Genomic DNA, 19246 nt, shown 5'->3' on the forward strand with positions numbered 1-19246 from the left:
GCGGCGCCTGAGCCGTGGCGGCGACCCCCGTGGCGGCCGCCGGGGAGGCGGCCGCGGCGGGCGACGCCGTCGCCACGAGCGCCGTCACCTCGGCGCCGCGCAGCCCCCACCACGCCAGGGCGCCGAGCAGCGCGAGCACCGCCGCGGCCGTCGCCGCGGTGCGGGCATCGAGCCGCCAGCGCGTCGGGTGCGGCTCGGGCGGCTCCGCACCGTGGCTCGAGGCGTAGGCGGTCGCCGCCGCCCGGCGCACGCCCTCGGACCACCGTGCGCGCACATCGTCGGACGCCGGCGCGGGCACGTCCTCGGGTGACGAGGCGCGGGCGGCGGGCGAGGGCTCCATGCGGGCACGCTAGGCACCGGTGCGCCCCGCCAGCGGGGAGGACCGGCGGCCTGGGGAGCGCATCGCGCCGCGGGCGGCATGGGCACATCGCCTCGCACGCGAGCACCGGCCTCGGCGCCACGGAGGCGGAGGATCAGCCGGGCAGGTCGGAGACGACCGCGGAGAGCGTGCCGGGCCCCGCATGCGCGGCGAGCACCGCGCTCACCTGCCCCAGCACGACGGGCGCGACCTGAGGATGGCGCGCCTCGATCTCGCGTGCCATCGCGACCGCCGCATCGTCCGCACCCACGCCCATGACGGCGACCGCGGGACGCGAGCAGCGCGCCACCGCCTCGTCGACGGTGGCGTGCAGCGCGGCGCGCGCGCGGGCGAGGCTGCGCGCACGCGATGCGACGATCACCTCGCCGTCGACCACCTCGAGCACGGGCCGGATGCCGAGCACCCTCCCCACCGCGGCGACCGCGGGGCCGATGCGCCCACCCCGACGCAGGTGGTCGAGCGACTCGACCGAGAACACGCAGCGTGCCGTCGCGGCCGCGGTCCGGGCGGCATCGGCGACACGAGCCACCGAGCCTCCCGCGAGCGCGGCCTGCGCCGCGGCGATCGCCGCGAACCCCATCGCCATCGCGACGGTGCGGGTATCGACGACCTCGACGCGGACCCGCGACCGCTCGGCGGCGGCGCGTGCCGCCTGCGCCGTCCCTGACAGCGTGCCCGCGAGGGTCAGCAGGACGATGCCCTCGGCGCCGTCCGCGACCGCCGCGGCGATCGCCTCGTCGAAGGCGGCCGCCGTGGGCTGCGACGTGGTGAGGTCCTCGCCCGCGCGGAGGCGCGCCACCACGTCGTCGTGCCCGATGCCGACGCCCTCGGCCCAGGAGTCGTCGCCGACGACCACCTGGAGCGGGACCACGGCGATCCCCCACCGCGCGGCGAGCGCGGGCGGCAGGGATGCCGCGGAGTCGGCGATGACGGCGACGGTCATGGCGTCACCTTAGCGAGGCCGCACCTCGCCGCGGTCACGCCGTGACGATGTTGACCAGGCGCGGCGCCTTGACGATGACCGTGCGGATCCCCGCGTCGCCGATGGCACGCTTCGCGCCGTCGGACGCGAGCGCGAGCTCGCGCAGCTCGTCCTGGCCGATGCCCGGGGGCACCTCGAGGCGGTCGCGCACCTTGCCCATGACCTGGACGATGCACGTGACGGTCTCCTCGACCAGCAGCGACTCCTCGACCTTCGGGTACGTCGCCAGCGCGACGTCCTCGTGGCCGAGCATCGACCACATGTCCTCCGCCGCGTAGGGCGCGAAGAGGCTCAGCAGGATCGACACGACCTCGGCGGCCTCACGGACCGCAGGGTCGGACGCGCCGGCGCCCGAGTCGATCACCTTGCGGGTGGCGTTCACCAGCTCCATGGTGCGGGCGACGACCACGTTGAACTTGAAGCCCTCGACCAGCTCCTGAGCGTCATGCAGCGTGCGGTGCGTGATCGCGCGGAGCGCCTGGTCGCCGGCGGCGGGGTCGACGCCCGGCTCCGACTCGACGTCGCGGGCGAGGCGCCACGCGCGGGCGAGGAACTTGGCCGAACCCGCGGGCGAGACGTCCGCCCAGTCGATGTCGTCCTCCGGCGGGCCGGCGAAGGCCATGGTGAGGCGCACCGCGTCGACGCCGAACTCGTCGAGCTGCTCGGACAGGCGCACCAGGTTGCCGCGCGACTTCGACATCGCGGAGCCGTCCATCTGCACCATGCCCTGGTTGAGCAGCGCGGAGAACGGCTCGCCGAAGTCGAGCATCCCCATGTCCCGCAGCGCCTTGGTGAAGAAGCGCGAGTACAGGAGGTGAAGGATCGCGTGGGTGACGCCGCCGACGTACTGGTCGACGGGCGCCCAGCGCTTCGCGTCGAGCACATCGAACGGGCCGTCGGTCTTGGCCGGGTCGAGGTAGCGCAGGAAGTACCACGACGAGTCCACGAAGGTGTCCATCGTGTCGGTGTCGCGCAGGGCCGCGCCGCCGCACGACGGGCACGTCGTGTTGACCCAGTCCGTCGCCGCTGCGAGGGGCGACTGGCCCTTGGGCTTGAGGTCCAGCCCCTCGGCGGCGGGCAGCGTGACGGGCAGCTGGTCGTCGGGGACGGGGACCTCGCCGCACGTCTCGCAGTGGATGATCGGGATCGGGGTGCCCCAGTAGCGCTGGCGGGAGATGAGCCAGTCGCGCAGGCGGTAGTTGGTCGCCGCGTCGCCGGTGCCGGCCGCGGACAGCTCCGCGACGATGGCGGCGATCGCCTCGGTCTTCGCGAGGCCGTCGAGCGAGCCCGAGTTGACGAGCGTGCCGTCGCCCGTGGCGGCGATGCCGGTCTCGACCGGGTCGCCGAAGGGCTCCCCCGCATCGTCCACGCAGTCCAGGACCACACGCACGGGGAGGTCCATCGCGCGGGCGAAGTCGAGGTCGCGCTGGTCGTGCGCGGGCACGGCCATGATCGCGCCGTGGCCGTAGTCCGCGAGCACGTAGTCGGAGGCCCAGATGGGCAGGCGCTCGCCGTTGACGGGGTTGATGCCGTAGCGCTGCAGGAACACGCCGGTCTTGGGGCGGTCGGTCGCGAGGCGGTCGATCTCGTTCTCGCCCTTGACCTTCTCGACGTAGGCGGCGAAGGCCTCCTGGGTGGCGGCGTCCGCGCCCTCGGCGAGCTCGGCGGCCAGGTCGGAGTCGGCCGCGACCACCATGAAGGTCGCACCGTACAGGGTGTCGGGCCGGGTGGTGTAGATGTCGATGGGCTGCTCGCGGCCCTCGATGGTGAAGGACACGTCGGCGCCCGAGGAGCGGCCGATCCAGTTGCGCTGCATCGCGATCACCTTCGACGGCCAGGAGCCGCGCAGGGTCTCGAGGCCGTCGAGCAGCTCGTCCGCGTACTCCGTGACCTTGAAGTACCACTGGTTGAGCTTCTTCTTGGTGACCGGGGTGTCGCAACGCTCGCACAGGCCGCCCACCACCTGCTCGTTCGCGAGCACGGTCTGGTCCTTGGGGCACCAGTTGACGTTGGAGTGCTTGCGGTACGCGAGACCGCGCTCGAACATGCGCGTGAAGATCCACTGGTTCCAGCGGTAGTACTCGGGGCGGTGCGTCATCAGCACGCGGTCCCAGTCGAAGGAGCACGCGTAGCGCTTCATCGAGGTGAGCTGCTGGGCGATGTTGTCCTCGGTCCAGCCGGCCGGGTCCACGCCACGCTTGATCGCGGCGTTCTCCGCAGGCAGGCCGAACGAGTCCCAGCCGATCGGGTGGAGGACGTTGAAGCCCTTCTGCACCCAGTGGCGGGAGATGACGTCGCCCAGCGCATACGCCTCGGCGTGACCCATGTGAAGGTCGCCGGAGGGGTACGGGAACATGTCGAGCACGTACTTGGTGGGGCGCGCATCGTCCTCACGACCCGAACGGAAGGGCTGGCGCTCCTCCCACACGGGGAGCCACCGGTCCTCGATGGATCGGAAGTCGTAGCGGGCAGCCTCGGTCTCAAACGTCTCGGTCACCCGAGGATTCTACCGAGCGACGATGCGCGACAGGTGCGCGCCGCCCCTGACGGCCTACGGGGGCACCAGGTCCGCGTCCGCGTCGCCGGGACGCGCCGGGGCCCGCAGTGTGACGTGGATCACGTTCCCCCCACTCAGGGCTTGATCCATGGGAGAAATGTGCCGATATCTCCCCTACGCGGGGAAACCGTGCCCGCCGCACCGCAGGAGGACCCCCGATGCGACCCGTCACCCCCGTCCCCGCCCGCCGACCCCTCGCCCTCGCGGGGCTCCTCGCCCTCGCGACCGCCATCGCCTTCGCGGCGACGGCCGTGGTCCCCGCCGGACCGGCCGACGCCGCCACCGACCCGCTGCAGCTCGTCATCGACAAGACCAACGCGCACCGCACCGAGCAAGGGCTCAAGCCCCTCGCCGTGCGCACGCGGATCGCGACGGTGTCGGAGGACTGGAGCCAGCACATGAAGTCCACGCGGACGCTCGCGCACAACCCGAGCTTCGCGACCGAGATCCCCGGCCAGACCGTGCGCTCGGGTGAGAACGTGGGCATGGCGTGCGGCTACGGGGGCGCGAAGGCGAACGCGTCGACCGTCATGACCGCCTGGCTCAAGTCCGCGGGGCATGAGGCCAACATCAGCGGCAACTACTCGGACCTCGGCGTGGGCATCGTCTACGACTCGAGCCGCGACTGCGTGTGGGCCACCCAGAACTTCGCCAAGTACGACGGCACCTACAAGTCCTCGCCGAGCCCCTGGATTCAGGGCACCGCCGCGCCGGGCAAGATCCTGACGGCCAAGACCCGCGCATGGAAGTGGTCGCCGCGACCGACCTCGTTCCGCTACCAGTGGCTCCGCGACGGCCAGAAGATCGACGGGGCGACTTCCGCGACGTACAAGGTCACCAAGGCGGACAAGGGCCACAAGATCCGGGTGCGGATCACCGCCAAGAAGTCGGGGTTCATGGACCAGCGGCGCAAGAGCGGCACCAAGCTGGTGAGCTGACCCGCGTCGGCGCGCTCCCCTCCTCTCCCCCGCGACGTGTCCGGGTGCCCGTGGCACCATGGACGAGGAGTCGCCAACCGCGGAGGGAGGCCGCCGATGGAGCCCGCTCGTCCCGAGGGTCTCGCTCGCCGCGTCACCCTCGGCCTCGGTACCGCAGCGCTCGGTCTCGCGCTCGCGACGACGACGGGGGCACCGGCCTCGGCCGCGGACGCCTCGCCTGGCCCCTCGCCGACCCAGGAGTCGGCGGGAGCGGCGACGGGTGTGGAGGACACGGCGGCCGAGGAGACCGCCGAGGAGACCGCCGCGCCCGAGCCCACGACCGAGCCCGAGCAGACCGCGGCGCCCGAGCCCGAGCCGGCCGCCACCCCGAAGCCGACATCCCAGCCGACCGCGACCGGGGCGCCGGCCCCCTCCCCCGACGCCGAGCCCTCGCCCGACGCCTCGCCGCAGGCCTCGCCCGAGCCGCGGGCCTCGACCGCGCCGGATCCGGCGCCGACGCCCGATCCCGCACCCGCGGAGACGCCCACGGCGCCGTCCGGCACGGCGCCGAGCGTCGCGGCCTCGGAGCCGTCGCTCACCCCGTACGACCCGACCGCCGACGTGCTCATGGCCACGGGTCCCGCACCGCTGAAGCCGACGCGATTCTCCGACGTCTCGGGCACCCTGGGCGCGGCGGACTACTCGGCCTTCGCCGCGGACATCGCGTGGCTGGGACGTGAGGGGATCGCGACGGGCGCCCCGGACGATGCGGGCGAGGTCGCGTTCGATCCCGACGCGACGCTGACGCGAGGCGAGTTCGCGGCCTACCTCTACCGCCTTGCCGGATCGCCTGCCGACGGCGTGCCGGCGGTGAGCGTGTTCACGGATGCGCAGGCCCAGGACACGGAGCATGCGGCGGAGATCGCGTGGGTCGCGGCGCAGGGCATCGCGTCCGGCTCGACTGAGGACGGCACCCGGGAGTTCCATCCGGACGAGCCCCTGACGCGCGGGGCGGCGGCGCGCATGCTGCATCGCTTCGCGGGGCTGCCGAAGGGAGGCCACGCGGACCCATACGTCGACGTCGAGGCCGGCACCCGCCTGGACGATGCCGCGGCCTGGCTCGCGAGCCGCGTCGCCGCCGTCGGCTGGGACGGTGCCGAGGGCCGCGAGTTCCGCGCGGACGAGCCCCTCACCAAGGGCGCGGTGGCGGCGATGCTCCACCGCGCGGTCGAGGCCGGCGTGACCTTCTCGGGGCCGGGCGACGGCACTCGGCTGGTCACCCCCGTCACGGTGGTGGTCGACGGCGCGGACACCCTCAACCTGCGCGCCGGGCCGTCGCTCGAGGCCCAGGTGGTCTCGTGGGCCTCGCAGGACGACGAGCTGGAGACCACGGGCGCGGTCACGGGCGACGGATGGGTGCAGGTCCTCGACGACGGCGACCCGCTGTGGGCCTCTCTCGACTACCTCGCGCGCGACACCTCCGTGGCTCCTGACCTCGCGACCACGGGCACCACCGCCGCAACCCTCTCGGAGGTCTACGCGAACGGAGAGATCCCGGCCTCGGCGCTGTGCGCGCTGCCCTGGAAGGGCGCCGTCCTGCTCGAGTGCGGCGCGGCCGCCGATCTCGGGCGCCTCGACGACGCGTTCCACGAGCGGTTCGGCATCCACGTGCCCGTCGGGTCCGGGTACCGCGACCTCGCGGGCCAGTACGCGGCCCGCGCGAGCAAGGGGCGGCTCGCCGCGACACCTGGCACGTCGAACCACGGATGGGGCGAGGCGATCGACCTCGACGAGTCCGGCCTGCCGGGCGGCTACGGCGGCGCGGCCTACGCGTGGCTCGTCTCGCAGGCGCCCGCGTACGGATGGCACCTCCCCGCGTGGGCGGGCCCCGGCGGCGCGAAGCCCGAGCCCTGGCACCTCGAGCACCTGGAGAGCGCCGCCGAGCACGGCGACGACGCGTAGCGGCTACTCGACCTGGGTGACCTTGACCGTCACGTCCAGCGCCGTGGTCGACCCCGCGACCACGCCCGTGAGCGGGGGCACGTCCGTGTACTCCCTCGCGCGCGCGACGATCACGTGGTGGTCGCCCACCTCGCGGTCGTTGGTGGGGTCGAATCCGTACCAGTCGCCGGTCCACCACTCGACCCATGCGTGCGACTCTCCCGAGACGGTCTCGCCGATCTCCGCGTCGCGCTTGGGGTGCAGGTAGCCCGAGACGTAACGCGCAGGGATCCCGACCGTACGCAGCGCGCCGATCGCGAGGTGCGCGAAGTCCTGGCACACGCCCGACCGCGCCGCCCACGCGTCGCGCGCCGGGGTGTGGACGGTGGTCGCGCCGGGCACGTACTTCATCTGGTCGTAGACGTGGTCGCAGATCGCGCGCGCGGTGGCATCCGGCTGATCACGCCCGGCCGCCTCGCGTGCGAACTCCGCCAGCTCCTCGGTGGGTTCGGTGACGTCGCTGAGGCCCAGGTACTCGCTCAGGAGGTCCTGGAAGCGCGGGCCCGTGAGGGTGTCCCACGTCGCGCGCTCCTCGCGCGCGGGCACGCTCGCGACCTCGACCAGGCTCGAGCCGACCACGGTGAGCTCCTCATGCGGCTGGAGCACCTCGAAGACGTTGACCGTCGCCTCCCAGTAGTCGCGGTAGGACGAGCGCCACGTCACGGGCGAGACCTCGACGCGGGACTCGAGCACGCGCTGGCGCGGGAGCCACGCAGGCGTGAGGCGCGCCTCGTTGTAGGAGGAGACGATCGGGCTCGCGTAGGTGAACGCGGTCCGATGCTCGACACGCAGGGTGCTCACAGCGCCTCCTGGTTCCACAGCACGGTCGACGCCGGCAGGAAGTAGCGGTCACGGATGAGGTCCGAGGCGGTCGCGCAGGCGCTCTGCACCTCGCGCATCTGCCCCGGGAGGTCGTCGAGGACGTCCCTCACATCGCGGTACTCGAGGTTGGTGCGCGCGCGACCGAGCGCGAGCCGCGCGCGGTCGGAGAGCGCCCGCGAGTTCGAGGCGCCCTCGATGCGGCCCAGGGTGTCCTCCGCCTTCTGGAGGTTGTACGCGATCGAGCGCGGGAACAGGCGATCCACCAGGAGGAACTCCGCGGCGCGCTCCTCGGTCACCAGCGCGCGGACCGTGCGCAGGTACGCCTCGTGCGCGCTGCACGAGCGCAGCAGGGTGGTCCAGTTGGGGCCCGTGGTGCCCTCGAAGTGCCGCGTCATGAGAAGGCGGGCGATCATGTCCGCGCGCTCGAGCGAGCGCCCCAGCTCCATGAAGTGCCAGGCGTCGTCGCGCGACGTGGTGGCCGAGTGCAGGCCCCACACCACCGCCGCGCGCTCGCGCACCCACACGAAGAACTCGTGCGGGCGAGCCGCGGAGGTCCACCGCGGGAGCTGGTTGCGCGTCATGTTGAGCGACTCCCACACCTCGGTGGAGATCACCTCACGCGCCCGGCGTGCGTTCTCGCGCGCCGCTCCGAGCGTCCACGCGATCGACGAGGACTGCTCGGGGTCGAACGCGAGGGTCTGCAGGACGTCGCGTCGCGACACCGGCGTCTCGAACTCGCAGTTCATCACCGACAGCAGCGAGCCGTTCGCGCTCGGCTCGTCGACCCACGGGTCCTCGAGCAGCACGTTGAGGTGCACGTCGAGCAGGCGCGCGGTGTTGTCCGCACGCTCGACGTAGCGGCCGATCCAGAACAGCGACTCCGCGATGCGGCTCAGCATGCCGTCCCTCCCTGCCGGGGCTCGCCCTGCTGCTGCTGCTGTTGCTGCTGCTGGCCGTGCTCGATGTCGTCGGGGTGCGCGGCCTGCGGCACGGCGGCGATGCCGCCGAGCTCGACGCGGGACTCGGGGGGCGGCGTGGAGCGGCCGCGCTGGCGTTCGCCGCCGAGCACCCACGTGTCCTTGGAGCCGCCGCCCTGCGACGAGTTGACGATGAGCTGGCCGCGCGCGAGGGCGACGCGGGTGAGGCCGCCGGGCAGCACCCAGACGTCGTCGCCGTCGTTGATCGCGAAGGGACGCAGGTCCACGTGGCGCGGCTCGAGGCCGTCGTCGGTCAGCGTCGGCACCGTGCTGAGCTGGACGACGGGCTGCGCGATCCAGCCGCGGGGGTCCTCGAGGATGCGGGCACGGGCCTCGTCGAGCTCGGAGCGCGAGGCCTTGGGCCCGATGATGACCCCCTTGCCTCCCGCGCCGTCGACCGGCTTCACCACCAGCTCGTCGAGGCGGTCCATGACCTCCTCGCGGGCCTCCTCCTCCTCGAGACGCCACGTGTCCACGTTGGGCAGGATCGGGTCCTCCCCCAGGTAGTAGCGCGTGAGCTCGGGCATGTAGGTGTAGATCAGCTTGTCGTCCGCCACGCCGTTGCCGATCGCGTTCGCGATGGTGACGTTGCCCAGGCGAGCCGCGTGGACCAGACCGGGCGCCCCCAGCGCGGAGTCGGGGCGGAAGGCCACCGGGTCCAGGTAGTCGTCGTCGACGCGGCGGTAGATGACGTCGACGCGCCGGCGTCCCGCGGTGGTGCGCATGTAGACGCGCCCGTTGTGGGTCTCCAGGTCGCGGCCCTCGACGAGCTCGACGCCCATGGTCCGCGCGAGCAGCGAGTGCTCGTAGTACGCGCTGTTGAACACGCCCGGCGTGAGCACCACGATGGTGGGGTCGTCGATGTCCCCGGGCGCGCATCGTGTCAAGGCGGCGCGCAGGCGCTGCGAGTACTCGAGCACGGGCCGCACGCCCATCGCACCGAACATGTCGGGGAACATCTGCGACATCGCGCGACGGTTCGACAGGACGTAGCTCACGCCGGACGGCACACGCACGTTGTCCTCGAGCACGCGCCAGATGCCGTGCTGATCGCGCACCAGGTCGATGCCGGACACGTGGGCCCGCACCCCGTTCGCCGGGTCGATGCCGGCGGCCGAGCGGTAGAAGTACTGCGAGGTCGCGATGAGACGACGCGGCACCAGGCCGTCGTTGACGCAGTGCTGCGAGCCGTACACATCCGCGAGGAAGGCCTCGAGCGTCCGCACGCGCTGCGCGACACCCGGGGAGATGATGTCCCACTCCTCGCCACCGACCACGCGCGGGACGATGTCGAGAGGGAAGGGCCGCTCCTCGCCCGCATGGTCGAACGTGACGCCCTGCGCGAGGTAGGTCGACGCGAGCGCCTCCGCCCTCGAGTAGAGGTCGTCGCCCGACATGCGGTCGATCTCGGTGTACACGCGCCGGTAGGGGTCGCGCACCTTGCCGTCGAGATCGACGGCCTCGTCCCACGCCTGAACCGGCTGGTAGCCGGTCCACGGTGTGTGCTGATCGGCGGTCATAACGTCACCATAGCGAGGGCATGTTTCCCAAGGGTCACGGACACGTGTCCGGTCGCGATCACGGCTCTGTCGCGGACGCCCCCGCGCCTGCTACGTTCGCGCCATGGCCTACCCGCGCAACCTGCTGGCCCCCGACGAGGAGATCGTCGTCGACGCCCGCCCCCACTGGAAGGCGCTCATCGGCGCCGTGCTGTCCGCGATCGTCGGGATCGCGGTGATCGGCCTCGCCTGGTGGTGGGTCGCATCGGTCGACTACGCGGACCTCGCGGAGACGAGCATCGGCGTCGCGGCGGGCGTGATCGCGGCCGTCCTCATCGGCTGGTTCGCGGCGGCACCTTTCATCCGCTGGTCCACCACGCACTTCGTCATCACGGACCGTCGGGTCATCTTCCGCACGGGGGTGCTCACCAAGTCCGGGATCGACATCCCGCTCGCACGCGTCAACACGGTGCAGTTCCGCCACGGCCTGATCGACCGCATGTTCCGCACCGGCACGCTCATCATCGAGTCGGCGTCCGACGACCCCCTCGAGTTCGACGACATCCCGGACGTCGAGAAGGTCCATGCGCTGCTGTACCACGAGCTGCTCGACGAGCTCGACGGCGATGACGAGCCCCGGGGCACCCGCACCGCCTGATCCCTTGTCGCGCCGCATCTGCGGCGTTAGCCTCGGCCACATGCCGCATCTGCGTATCTCCGAGGCCGCCGCGCTCGTCGGCGTCAGCGACGACACCATCCGCCGTTGGATCGAGGCCGAGCAGGTCCCCACCTCGCGGGACGATGCGGGCCGCACCGTGGTCGACGGCGTGGACGTGGCCGCCTACGCGGCGCGCGCGAGCGCACCCGACGACCCGACCGACGTCGTCCGCTCGGCGCGCAACCGCTTCACCGGGATCGTCACGCGCGTGCTCGTCGACGGGGTGATGGCGCAGGTGGACCTCCAGTGCGGCAGGCACCGCGTGGTGTCGCTCATGAGCGCCGAGGCCGCGCGCGAGCTGGGCCTCGAGCCCGGCTCGGTGGCGACGGCCGTGGTCAAGGCCACCACGGTCATCGTCGAGACCCCCACGGCACGCGCATGAGGGGGCTCGCCTCCGCCGCCTCCGCCGCGTTGGCCGCGGCATGCGCGCTGTCGCTCGCCGCATGCGCCCCCGAGACGGACGCCGCCGCCGGCGACCGCACCCTCACCGTGCTCGCCGCCGCCTCGCTCGCGGATGTGCTCGAGCCCATCGCGGCCGACTTCGAGAACGAGCATCCCGGCGTCGACGTGGTCACCTCCTACGCCGGGTCCTCGGACCTCGCGGCACAGATCCTCGAGGGGGCGCCGGCGGACGTGTTCGCCTCCGCCGACGAGGCGAACATGGACAAGGTCGCGGACCTGGTCGCCGGGACGCCCGCGGTCTTCGCGACCAACACGCTCACGATCGTGGTGCCCGAGGGCGACCCGATGGGGATCGAGGATCTCGCCTCGTTCGCCGCGCCAGGCATCGTCTCCGTGATCTGCGCGCCCCAGGTGCCGTGCGGCGCGGCGACCGCGACCGTCGCCGCGCGCGCCGGCGTGACGCTCTCCCCCGCCTCGGAGGAGGCGAGCGTCACCGATGTCCTGGGCAAGGTCGCGTCCGGCCAGGCCGACGCGGGCATCGTCTACGTCACCGACGTCGCGCGGGCCGAGGGCGTCGAGGCCGTGCCGATCGAGGGTGCCGAGGCCGTGGTCAACCGCTACCCCGCCGCCGCGATGGCGGGCGCGGCGGAGCCCGAGCTCGCTGCGGCCTTCGTCGACCACCTGTCCGCGCAGGCGGCGCGCAAGGCGCTCTCCGACGCAGGGTTCGGGACGCCGTGAGCGGGCCTCGCTGGCTGGTGCCGCTCGCGCTGCTCGGGGCCCTCCTGGTCGCCGCGCCGCTGGTGGGGCTCATGGCGCGCGCGAGCTGGGGCGAGCTGTGGACGCTCATCACGGCACCGGAGTCGCTCGAGGCCCTCGCGCTGAGCCTGCGCACCGCGGTCGCGTCGACCCTGCTCGTCATCGTGCTGGGGGTGCCGCTCGGCTTCGCGCTGCGAGCGGTGCACGGCCGCGTCCGCGCCGGGCTGCGCGCCGTGCTGCTCGCGCCGCTGGTGCTGCCGCCCGTGGTCGGCGGCCTCGCGCTCCTCTACGCGTTCGGGCGTCGCGGGCTCATCGGGGCGCCGCTGGAGGACGCCGGTATCTCCGTGGCGTACACGACGGCGGCGGTGGTGCTCGCCCAGACGTTCGTGGCGATGCCGTTCATGGTGGTGTCGATCGAGTCCGCGCTCGCCGCGCACGGCGAGAGGCGCGAGGCCATCGCCGCGACGCTGGGCGCGTCGCGCACGCGGATCCTCGCGAGGATCACGCTGCCGGCGCTGGGCCCCGCCCTCGCGACCGGCGCGGTGCTCGCCTTCGCCCGCGCCCTCGGGGAGTTCGGGGCGACGCTCACGTTCGCCGGCTCTCTCGCGGGCGTGACAAGGACCGCGCCGCTCGAGATCTACCTCGCGCGCGAGACCGATCCGGATGCCGCCGTGGCCTTGTCGCTCGTGCTGCTCGTGGTCGCGGTCGCGGTGGTCGCGATCGCGTACCGGCCCGCGGCCACGCGAGGCCTCCGATGAGGCTCGAGGCCCGCGTCACCGTGCTCGCGAGGGGCGTCGATGCGACCGTGTCGGTGGGCGCGGGCCGCACGCTCGCGGTGCTCGGGCCCAACGGAGCCGGGAAGTCGACCGTGCTCGAGGCGCTCGCCGACGTCACCCGACCCGACCGCGCGAGCGTCACGCTCGATGGGCGGGAGCTCGCCGGGCCGCGGCGGCGCGCCGCGGTGCCGGCCCGCCGGCGCGGCATGGTGCTGCTGTCGCAGGACGATGCGCTGTTCCCCATGAGCGTGCTCGACAACGTCGCGTTCGGGCCGCGGTCGGCCGGGCGGGGCGACGCGATCGCGATCGCCCGCGAGCAGCTCGCGCGGGTGGGCTGCGAGGACCTCGCGGAACGTCGGCCGGGCGAGCTGTCGGGCGGTCAGGCGCGACGCGTCGCGATCGCCCGCGCGCTCGCCGCCGATCCGCGGGTGCTGCTGCTCGACGAGCCGTTCGCGGGGCTCGACGTCGAGGCCGCATCGTCCATCCGTGCGCTCCTGCGCACCCTCCTGGCGGACGTCACCACGGTCCTCACCACGCACGACGCCCTCGACGCCCACACGCTCGCGGACGATGTGGCCGTGATGGAGTCGGGCCGCGTGGTCGAGCACGGGACCGCCGCGGACGTGCTGGCGCGACCGCGCACACGCTTCGCGGCGCGCATGGCAGGTCGGGTGCTGATCGAGGGCACGATGCGCGGCGGACGCCTCGCGCTCGACGGCGGGTCGAGTGTGCCCGTCGCAGGAGGTCCGGGCGCCGGATCGCGCGCGGCGATCGCGGTGCATCCCGCGGCGATCCCGGTCGCGCTCGACTCGCCCGCGCGCGCCGGCGAGCATGCGTGGGTGATGGAGGACGTGGTCACGCTCGAGCCGCGCGGCGACCACGTGCGCGCGCACGGCGCCGTGGTCTCCGCGGACGTCGACCCGGCCTTCGCGGCCACGCTCGCGGTGGGGACGCGGATCTGGTGCGGGGTGCCGCGCGGGCTGCCCGCGTACGCCTTGTGAGAGCAAGCGCTCACTCCGCCGGACCTGCACGTGTCAGGGCGACGCAATCGCGACGAAACAGCGGGTTCGTACACTGACGGCATGTCCCCCGTCCTCGCCGGCGTGAGCATCGCCGTCATCACCGTGTCCGACCGCTCCGCTGCGGGCGCGCGGGACGACGCGACCGGACCCGTGCTCGCTGACCGCCTCGCGGCCGCCGGGGCCGAGGTCATGAGGTCCCTGGTACCCGACCAGATCGAGGAGATCCGGCACGCGCTGGCGGGCGCCGTCTCCGCCGGCGCCCGCGTGGTGCTCACCACCGGCGGGACCGGGATCGGGCCGCGCGACGTCACCCCCGAGGCCACCGGCGCCCTGCTGGGACGGCAGCTCCCCGGGATCCCCGAGCTGCTGCGGCAGCGCGACGCGCATCTCACGCCCGCGGTCGCGCTGTCGCGCGGGCTCGCCGGCGTCACCACGGGGTCCCCCGCGGCGCTGGTGATCAACCTGCCCGGCTCCGTCCGCGCGGTCGAGTCGGCGCTCGCGGTGCTGCCTGGGCTCATCGCACACGCCGTGGCGCAGCTCGACGGGGGCGACCACTGATGCCCGCGATCGCCGCGGTGTCCGGCGACCCGCTCTCGCTCGACGCCCACGTCGCGGCCGTCTCGGGTCCGGCGCGCGGCGCCGTCACGACCTTCGTCGGGCTGGTGCGCGACCATGACCCCTCGGTCGAGGGCGAGGTGGTGGCGCTCGAGTACTCGGCGCATCCCGACGCGGCCGCGGTGCTTGCCCGCATCGTCGCCGAGGTGGAGGCTGCGCACGGGGCCGTGCTCGCGCTCACGCACCGCGTGGGCCTCCTGGGCGTGGGAGAGCCCGCGATCGTCGCGGCGGCCGCCTCCGCGCATCGTGCCGAGGCCTTCGCGGCCTGCCGGGACGCGGTCGAACGCGTCAAGGCGGAGGTCCCGGTGTGGAAGCGCGAGGTCCTCGCCGACGGGTCGCACACGTGGGTGGGGATCGCATGACCGCGCCCGCGGCCCCGGGCCTGGTCGACCGCTTCGGGCGCGTGCATCGCGACCTGAGGATCTCGCTCACCGACAGGTGCTCGCTGCGCTGCACCTACTGCATGCCGGCCGACGGCGTGCCGTGGCTCGCCTCGCAGACCCTGCTCTCGACGGACGAGCTGGTGCGGCTCGCGCGCGTCGCCGTCTCGCTGGGCGTGCGCGAGGTGCGCCTCACCGGAGGCGAGCCGCTGCTGCGGCCCGATGTGGTCGACGTGGTGGCCGCGCTCGCGTCGATCGCCACGCCGGACGGGCCGTTGGACCTCTCGCTCACCACGAACGCGCTGCGGCTGCCCGCGCTCGCCGCCCCGCTGCGCGATGCCGGGCTCGACCGCGTCAACATCTCGCTCGACACGCTCCAGCGCGGGCGCTTCCTCGAGCTCACCCGCCGCGACCGGCTCGCCGACACCCTGGCCGGGATCGAGGCCGCACGGGCGGTGGGCTTCGCGCCCGTGAAGCTCAACGCGCTGATCATGCGCGGGGTCAACGACGACGAGATCGCGGATCTGGTCTCGTTCGCCGTGGAGCGAGGCCTCGAGATGCGCTTCATCGAGCACATGCCCCTCGACGGGGGCCACACGTGGCGCCGCGAGGAGATGGTGACGGGCGAGGAGATCCTCGCCGCGGTGTCCGCGCGCTACGCCCTCGAGCCGCTTGGGCATGACGGCGCGGCGCCTGCCTCGCTGTTCCGCATCGCCGGGACCTCCGCGACGGTCGGCGTCATCGCCTCGGTGACGCGCGCGTTCTGCGACAGGTGCGACCGCGTGCGGCTCACCGCCGACGGACAGTTCCGCAACTGCCTCTTCGCGCACGACGAGTCCGACCTGCGGTCGCTGCTGCGCGACGGGGCGGACGATGCGCGGCTCGCGTCCGCGATGCAGGCGTGCGTCGCGCTCAAGAAGCCGGGCCACGGGATCGACGACCCTTCCTTCGTGCAGCCCTCCCGGCCCATGAGCGCGATCGGGGGCTGAGCGCGGCTACGCCGGCGCAACCGGCTGGCGGAGGATCGTGCGGAGCCTCTCGGGTGCCACCTTGCGGAAGTCGCTGAGGTAGATCTCGTGGTGCCGGCCGGCCATGGCGAGCCCCTGGTCGGCGATCTGCGCGTGCATGCGCTCCAGGACCGGGCCCTCATCGTCGAACGAGCCGAGGTGGAGCGTCTGCAGGCAGCGCCCCTCCTCGAGCGCCTCGACGCGGACATCGTCGAGGCGCGCCGGGGCGTCCTTCGCCCCCGCCGCCGTGATCGCCCGCTCGATCAGCGCATCGTCCACCCAGTCGGGCTGGAGGATCATGAGCGTCCAATCCCACGCGGACTTGTCGCGGCGCGAGGTGAACGCGGTCATGTCGGGTGCGCTCCACAGGCCCTCGAGGGGCATCACGACGTAGTCGCGGCCCAGCTCCTGCTTGGATGCGAACTTCGCCTTGTAGGCGACGGGGAAGATCGCCTCGATCGCCCGCGAGAAGGCGTCCGACGTGTTCGGGTCGCCGTGGCCGTCGACCATGAGGTAGCGAGTGCGCTCCACGGTGAGCTCGCGGATCACGTCGCGCTTGGCCCGGTAGGAGTCGAGCGTCTTCTTGAGGTCGACCTTGTCGGGCATACGTACGACTCTGCCACGGACGTCCGCGGTTGCGCTCGGGACAGCCGACCCTTCCGGAAGGACGACGCCTCGCCTGGGACGATGCGCCCGGCGCGCGACAGCGAGGAGCTCGACGGCCACGAGAGGCTGAGCGGCCGGCCGCGGGCCGCGGGCCGCAGGCCGCAGGCCGCAGGGCCCAGGGCCCAAGGCCCAAGGCCCAAGGCCCAAGGCCCAAGGCCCAAGGCCCAGGGTAGCGATGTCCCCAGCCCAGAGAACCGCGAGTTTTTCCCCGTTTACCAGGGTGGATATCCGGGCCCCAGTGTCAGACCCGGGTGGTTGACTTGCAGGTATGGAGATCTCCGAGGTCATGGACACGGTGGTGGCGGCGCTGGACGCGCTGGTGCCGGCCGAAGCCGTGGCGCGGGAGGGCTGGGACGAGCGCGAGCTCGCGCTCCGCCATGGACTGGTGGCGCAGATCCGCCGGCAGGTGGATCTGCGCGGCGCGGTCCTGGCCGGTCAGATCGCACGGCTGAGCGACACCGCCGGAGGCGGCATGGCACGCCGCCACGGCCACCGGAACGCGGTGGCGATGGTCGCAGATGCCCACGGCGGCACCCCGAAGCAGGCACGCGACCTCATCACCGCGGGCGCCATGCTTGCCGACGATGGCGGGGCGACCCGGTGGGCGCTGGTCGCGGCGGCGTTGCGGGCGGGCGAGATCTCGACGGCGCAGGCCGCACTGGTGACGGACACGCTGGAAGCGATGGAGGATGTCGGCGCGGACGTCGAGGCACGGCTGCTGGCCAAAGCACGACGGTTGCCGCTCGCCGACCTGGGAAAGGTGTGCGTGGATGTGAAGGCCCGCTGGGACGTGGGCCTTCTCGAAGCCAGGCAGAGGCGGCAGCGTCGGGAGCGGTATCTGAACCTGCGTGAGGACTCCGATGGGATGGTGAACCTGTCGGGTCGGCTCGATGCCGCCTCGGGTGCGGTGATCAAGTCCTGGCTGGATGCGCAGGTGTCGGCCGGTTTCGCCAAGCGTCGTGAGGAGGGGCTGGGGCCTGCGGATCCGGGTGAGGCGGGACGGATGCGCATCGACGCGCTCGTGGACCTGGCCCGGCATGGGATGCGCTGCACCGAACCCGGCTCAGGGGTGTCGACCACGGTGGTGGTGCGTATCGACCTCGAGGCGCTGCGTACCGGCGTCGGGCTGGGCTCGTGCGATGCGGTCGGCGTGCCCCTGGGCCCCGGCGAGGTCCGCCGCCTGGCCGTCGACATGCAGATCCTGCCGGTGGTCCTGGGCACCGGGTCGCAAGCACTCGATGTGGGCTACGCGAAGCGGTTCTTCACCCCCGCACAGAGGATGGCGCTGGCCGAGCGTGACGGTGGTTGTGCGTTCTGCCACGCCCCGGTGTCGTGGTGCGACGCCCACCACATCCGCCACTGGTCCCACGGCGGCCCCTCCGACCTGTCCAACGGGGTGCTCTTGTGCACGAGATGTCACCACCGCATCCACGACGACGGCTGGCAAGTCCACGCCACCCCCACCGAGGTCTGGTTCACCCCACCCGCAAGCATCGACCCGCAACGCACCCCCAGACGAGGCGGCAAAACCGCCCTCCAGGTCGACCTACCCCCACGCACACCCACCACCGCAAGCCCACCCCACTAGCCGCCACGCCCCACCGCGCCCACCCCACAGGCGGGCGCCGCCGCGGCACGCCCGCGGACAGGCGAGAGCGAAGGGTGGCGCTCAGCCCCCGGCGAAGGGCGCGGCTCAGCCCCCGGCGAAGGGCGGCAGGACGTCCACAAGGTCGCCCGAGGCGAGCGCCGCATCGTCCTCGAGCCTCTCCCCCGCACGGAGCAGCGCACACTGGGCGATCACCCGCGGCGCCTCGGGGCCGTGCCCCGCCAAGGTCGCCCGAAGGGAACCAGCCGACCCTGCTTGGACCGCGTCCAGCGCGAGCTCCTCGGCACCGCACGCCTCCGCTGCCGCGGCGAAGAGCCGGACCGCGATCACTCGGCCACCCAGGATGCCGCGAGCGCGGACACCTTGGCGCACTCGGGCGCGAGGTCGTCCCCTGCCGCCGCACGCAGGCCCGCCGCGTACCCGACCAGGAAGGTCGACAAGGGCGCGGCCGGCCGCACCACCGAATGCGCCGCGTCACGCGCCACATCGAGAAGCGCCTGCACATCCACCGCACCGAGCTCGAGCCCCAGCTCGTCGACGAGCGCGGCCACCCAACGCTCGAGGTTGCTCTCCGTCATCCCAGCCGCTCCTTCCAGAACTGCGCGTCTTCCCAGGTATCAAGATCCTTGGCCAGCCCGCCGGCATCGTCGACCTCGCGCATCCGCAGACCCGCGACCAGCCTACGCAGGGACATCCCCGCCGTCTCGCCGCCGCAACGGCCCGCAAGCGCCTCGGTGGGATAGGCCGCAAGGAGGTACTGCGGCACGCCCTCGGCGTCGACGATCCACGCGCCGGCGCCGCTCGACGCATCGGCGGCCCCCACCACCAGCGGCACCGCCTCCCCCGCGCGTGGCGTGTCGACCCCGAGCACCACCGTGAGTGCTGCCGGCTGGCGATCCCGGGCGAGCTCGGCCAGCCCCGCCGCGAGCGCTGCCGCCGGCCCCGCTCCCGGCGGTTCCTCGACCGTCCACCGCGCGACCTCTCGCCGCGGGCCGCCCACCACCACGACCGCATCGGCGCCGTCGACGGCGGCCAGGGCACGGTCGAGCAGCGCCTGTCCGCCGACCACCAGGTCCGGCTTCGACTCGCCGCCCAGACGCGAGCCGCGCCCGCCGGCGACGATCACCGCGTCCCAGCGCCCGGCAGCCGCGGAGGGCGTCATGG

The 19246-nt window shown here is 73.3% G+C and carries 21 protein-coding genes; 11 read left to right on the plus strand and 10 right to left on the minus strand.

What is annotated here, in order from left to right; all coding sequences use genetic code 11:
• The 3 genes from AOM00_RS07885 to leuS form a co-directional block, all read right to left on the minus strand.
• On the minus strand, positions 1-340 hold a 340-nt coding region (locus tag AOM00_RS07885), incomplete at its 3' end, for a hypothetical protein (RefSeq protein ID WP_439644919.1).
• A 133-nt stretch (positions 341-473) separates the two neighbouring features.
• Entirely contained in the window at positions 474-1322 is an 849-nt protein-coding gene (locus tag AOM00_RS07890; protein WP_062517280.1) for a DegV family protein, read from the minus strand.
• 34 nt (positions 1323-1356) lie between these two features.
• Positions 1357-3858: a leucine--tRNA ligase gene (gene leuS / locus AOM00_RS07895; protein ID WP_062517281.1), complete on the minus strand. Its 2502-nt coding sequence runs from the start codon at positions 3856-3858 to the stop codon at positions 1357-1359.
• 218 nt (positions 3859-4076) lie between these two features.
• Between leuS and AOM00_RS07900 the strand changes: the two genes are divergently transcribed.
• Positions 4077-4856 carry a CAP domain-containing protein gene (locus AOM00_RS07900; RefSeq protein ID WP_062517282.1) on the plus strand — a complete coding sequence of 260 codons (780 nt, stop codon included), beginning with the start codon at positions 4077-4079 and terminating at the stop codon, positions 4854-4856.
• A gap of 96 nt (positions 4857-4952) precedes the next feature.
• Complete coding sequence (locus AOM00_RS07905) at positions 4953-6797, plus strand: D-alanyl-D-alanine carboxypeptidase family protein (RefSeq protein ID WP_062517283.1); 1845 nt, start codon at positions 4953-4955, stop codon at positions 6795-6797.
• Between the two features lie 3 nt (positions 6798-6800).
• Here the strand turns inward: AOM00_RS07905 and AOM00_RS07910 are convergent, their stop codons facing one another.
• Genes AOM00_RS07910 through AOM00_RS07920 form a run of 3 tightly spaced genes read right to left on the minus strand, consistent with a single transcriptional unit; the run spans position 6801 to position 10155 of the window.
• On the minus strand, positions 6801-7637 hold the full coding sequence (locus AOM00_RS07910; protein ID WP_062517284.1) for a transglutaminase family protein: 837 nt from the start codon (positions 7635-7637) through the stop codon (positions 6801-6803).
• On the minus strand, positions 7634-8557 hold the full coding sequence (locus AOM00_RS07915; RefSeq protein ID WP_062517285.1) for an alpha-E domain-containing protein: 924 nt from the start codon (positions 8555-8557) through the stop codon (positions 7634-7636). Before AOM00_RS07915 ends, AOM00_RS07910 begins: the two co-directional genes overlap by 4 nt.
• The gene (locus AOM00_RS07920; protein WP_062517286.1) at positions 8551-10155 is read right to left on the minus strand and encodes a circularly permuted type 2 ATP-grasp protein; all 1605 of its coding nucleotides are present in this window, start codon (positions 10153-10155) and stop codon (positions 8551-8553) included. Before AOM00_RS07920 ends, AOM00_RS07915 begins: the two co-directional genes overlap by 7 nt.
• A 103-nt stretch (positions 10156-10258) precedes the next feature.
• Here AOM00_RS07920 and AOM00_RS07925 point away from each other — a divergent pair, with 103 nt between their 5' ends.
• The 8 genes from AOM00_RS07925 to moaA all read left to right on the plus strand — a co-directional run bounded on the left by AOM00_RS07925 (position 10259) and on the right by moaA (position 15792).
• Positions 10259-10792, plus strand: a complete 534-nt coding sequence (locus AOM00_RS07925; protein ID WP_062517287.1) for a PH domain-containing protein — start codon at positions 10259-10261, stop codon at positions 10790-10792.
• A gap of 40 nt (positions 10793-10832) precedes the next feature.
• A complete protein-coding gene (locus AOM00_RS07930; protein WP_062517288.1) occupies positions 10833-11234 on the plus strand; it encodes a TOBE domain-containing protein in 402 nt (133 codons plus the stop codon).
• The gene (modA, locus tag AOM00_RS15430) at positions 11231-11992 is read left to right on the plus strand and encodes a molybdate ABC transporter substrate-binding protein (protein ID WP_062517289.1); all 762 of its coding nucleotides are present in this window, start codon (positions 11231-11233) and stop codon (positions 11990-11992) included. Before AOM00_RS07930 ends, modA begins: the two co-directional genes overlap by 4 nt.
• Positions 11989-12768, plus strand: coding sequence for an ABC transporter permease (locus tag AOM00_RS15435; RefSeq protein WP_062517290.1), 780 nt, complete (start codon positions 11989-11991; stop codon positions 12766-12768). Before modA ends, AOM00_RS15435 begins: the two co-directional genes overlap by 4 nt.
• Positions 12765-13787, plus strand: coding sequence for an ABC transporter ATP-binding protein (locus AOM00_RS07945; protein ID WP_062517291.1), 1023 nt, complete (start codon positions 12765-12767; stop codon positions 13785-13787). Before AOM00_RS15435 ends, AOM00_RS07945 begins: the two co-directional genes overlap by 4 nt.
• 81 nt (positions 13788-13868) lie before the next feature.
• The gene (locus AOM00_RS07950; protein ID WP_062517292.1) at positions 13869-14366 is read left to right on the plus strand and encodes a MogA/MoaB family molybdenum cofactor biosynthesis protein; all 498 of its coding nucleotides are present in this window, start codon (positions 13869-13871) and stop codon (positions 14364-14366) included.
• A complete protein-coding gene (locus tag AOM00_RS07955; protein ID WP_062517293.1) occupies positions 14366-14785 on the plus strand; it encodes a molybdenum cofactor biosynthesis protein MoaE in 420 nt (139 codons plus the stop codon). The genes AOM00_RS07950 and AOM00_RS07955 overlap by 1 nt, the downstream gene beginning before the upstream one ends.
• Positions 14782-15792, plus strand: coding sequence for a GTP 3',8-cyclase MoaA (gene moaA / locus AOM00_RS07960; protein WP_062517294.1), 1011 nt, complete (start codon positions 14782-14784; stop codon positions 15790-15792). The genes AOM00_RS07955 and moaA overlap by 4 nt, the downstream gene beginning before the upstream one ends.
• Before the next feature lie 6 nt (positions 15793-15798).
• On the opposite strand, the gene AOM00_RS07965 is transcribed toward moaA, so the two are convergent.
• Complete coding sequence (locus tag AOM00_RS07965; RefSeq protein ID WP_062517295.1) at positions 15799-16416, minus strand: GyrI-like domain-containing protein; 618 nt, start codon at positions 16414-16416, stop codon at positions 15799-15801.
• 328 nt (positions 16417-16744) lie between these two features.
• Between AOM00_RS07965 and AOM00_RS07970 the strand changes: the two genes are divergently transcribed.
• The gene (locus AOM00_RS07970; RefSeq protein WP_062517296.1) at positions 16745-18064 is read left to right on the plus strand and encodes an HNH endonuclease signature motif containing protein; all 1320 of its coding nucleotides are present in this window, start codon (positions 16745-16747) and stop codon (positions 18062-18064) included.
• Between the two features lie 105 nt (positions 18065-18169).
• On the opposite strand, the gene AOM00_RS07975 is transcribed toward AOM00_RS07970, so the two are convergent.
• From AOM00_RS07975 to AOM00_RS07985, 3 genes are read right to left on the minus strand one after another with little or no spacing between them, the layout of a single operon-like run.
• Entirely contained in the window at positions 18170-18412 is a 243-nt protein-coding gene (locus AOM00_RS07975; RefSeq protein ID WP_156159092.1) for a MoaD/ThiS family protein, read from the minus strand.
• Positions 18409-18660 carry a DUF6457 domain-containing protein gene (locus tag AOM00_RS15705; RefSeq protein ID WP_062517297.1) on the minus strand — a complete coding sequence of 84 codons (252 nt, stop codon included), beginning with the start codon at positions 18658-18660 and terminating at the stop codon, positions 18409-18411. Before AOM00_RS15705 ends, AOM00_RS07975 begins: the two co-directional genes overlap by 4 nt.
• On the minus strand, positions 18657-19244 hold the full coding sequence (locus tag AOM00_RS07985; protein WP_062517298.1) for an NTP transferase domain-containing protein: 588 nt from the start codon (positions 19242-19244) through the stop codon (positions 18657-18659). Before AOM00_RS07985 ends, AOM00_RS15705 begins: the two co-directional genes overlap by 4 nt.
• Between the last annotated feature and the right edge of the window lie 2 nt (positions 19245-19246).

The organism is Demequina gelatinilytica (genome assembly GCF_000971115.1).
Classification (GTDB): domain Bacteria; phylum Actinomycetota; class Actinomycetes; order Actinomycetales; family Demequinaceae; genus Demequina; species Demequina gelatinilytica.

What these genes read in the sequence shown, in the direction of transcription:
- AOM00_RS07890 (WP_062517280.1), bottom strand. Translation starts at nt 1,322, where the DNA reads ATGACCGTCGCCGTCATCGCCGACTCCGCGGCATCCCTGCCGCCCGCG.
- AOM00_RS07900 (WP_062517282.1), top strand. Translation starts at nt 4,077, where the DNA reads ATGCGACCCGTCACCCCCGTCCCCGCCCGCCGACCCCTCGCCCTCGCG.
- AOM00_RS07905 (WP_062517283.1), top strand. Translation starts at nt 4,953, where the DNA reads ATGGAGCCCGCTCGTCCCGAGGGTCTCGCTCGCCGCGTCACCCTCGGC.
- AOM00_RS07915 (WP_062517285.1), bottom strand. Translation starts at nt 8,557, where the DNA reads ATGCTGAGCCGCATCGCGGAGTCGCTGTTCTGGATCGGCCGCTACGTC.
- AOM00_RS07920 (WP_062517286.1), bottom strand. Translation starts at nt 10,155, where the DNA reads ATGACCGCCGATCAGCACACACCGTGGACCGGCTACCAGCCGGTTCAG.
- AOM00_RS07925 (WP_062517287.1), top strand. Translation starts at nt 10,259, where the DNA reads ATGGCCTACCCGCGCAACCTGCTGGCCCCCGACGAGGAGATCGTCGTC.
- AOM00_RS07930 (WP_062517288.1), top strand. Translation starts at nt 10,833, where the DNA reads ATGCCGCATCTGCGTATCTCCGAGGCCGCCGCGCTCGTCGGCGTCAGC.
- modA (WP_062517289.1), top strand. Translation starts at nt 11,231, where the DNA reads ATGAGGGGGCTCGCCTCCGCCGCCTCCGCCGCGTTGGCCGCGGCATGC.
- AOM00_RS07945 (WP_062517291.1), top strand. Translation starts at nt 12,765, where the DNA reads ATGAGGCTCGAGGCCCGCGTCACCGTGCTCGCGAGGGGCGTCGATGCG.
- AOM00_RS07950 (WP_062517292.1), top strand. Translation starts at nt 13,869, where the DNA reads ATGTCCCCCGTCCTCGCCGGCGTGAGCATCGCCGTCATCACCGTGTCC.
- AOM00_RS07955 (WP_062517293.1), top strand. Translation starts at nt 14,366, where the DNA reads ATGCCCGCGATCGCCGCGGTGTCCGGCGACCCGCTCTCGCTCGACGCC.
- moaA (WP_062517294.1), top strand. Translation starts at nt 14,782, where the DNA reads ATGACCGCGCCCGCGGCCCCGGGCCTGGTCGACCGCTTCGGGCGCGTG.
- AOM00_RS07965 (WP_062517295.1), bottom strand. Translation starts at nt 16,416, where the DNA reads ATGCCCGACAAGGTCGACCTCAAGAAGACGCTCGACTCCTACCGGGCC.
- AOM00_RS07970 (WP_062517296.1), top strand. Translation starts at nt 16,745, where the DNA reads ATGGAGATCTCCGAGGTCATGGACACGGTGGTGGCGGCGCTGGACGCG.
- AOM00_RS15705 (WP_062517297.1), bottom strand. Translation starts at nt 18,660, where the DNA reads ATGACGGAGAGCAACCTCGAGCGTTGGGTGGCCGCGCTCGTCGACGAG.
- AOM00_RS07985 (WP_062517298.1), bottom strand. Translation starts at nt 19,244, where the DNA reads ATGACGCCCTCCGCGGCTGCCGGGCGCTGGGACGCGGTGATCGTCGCC.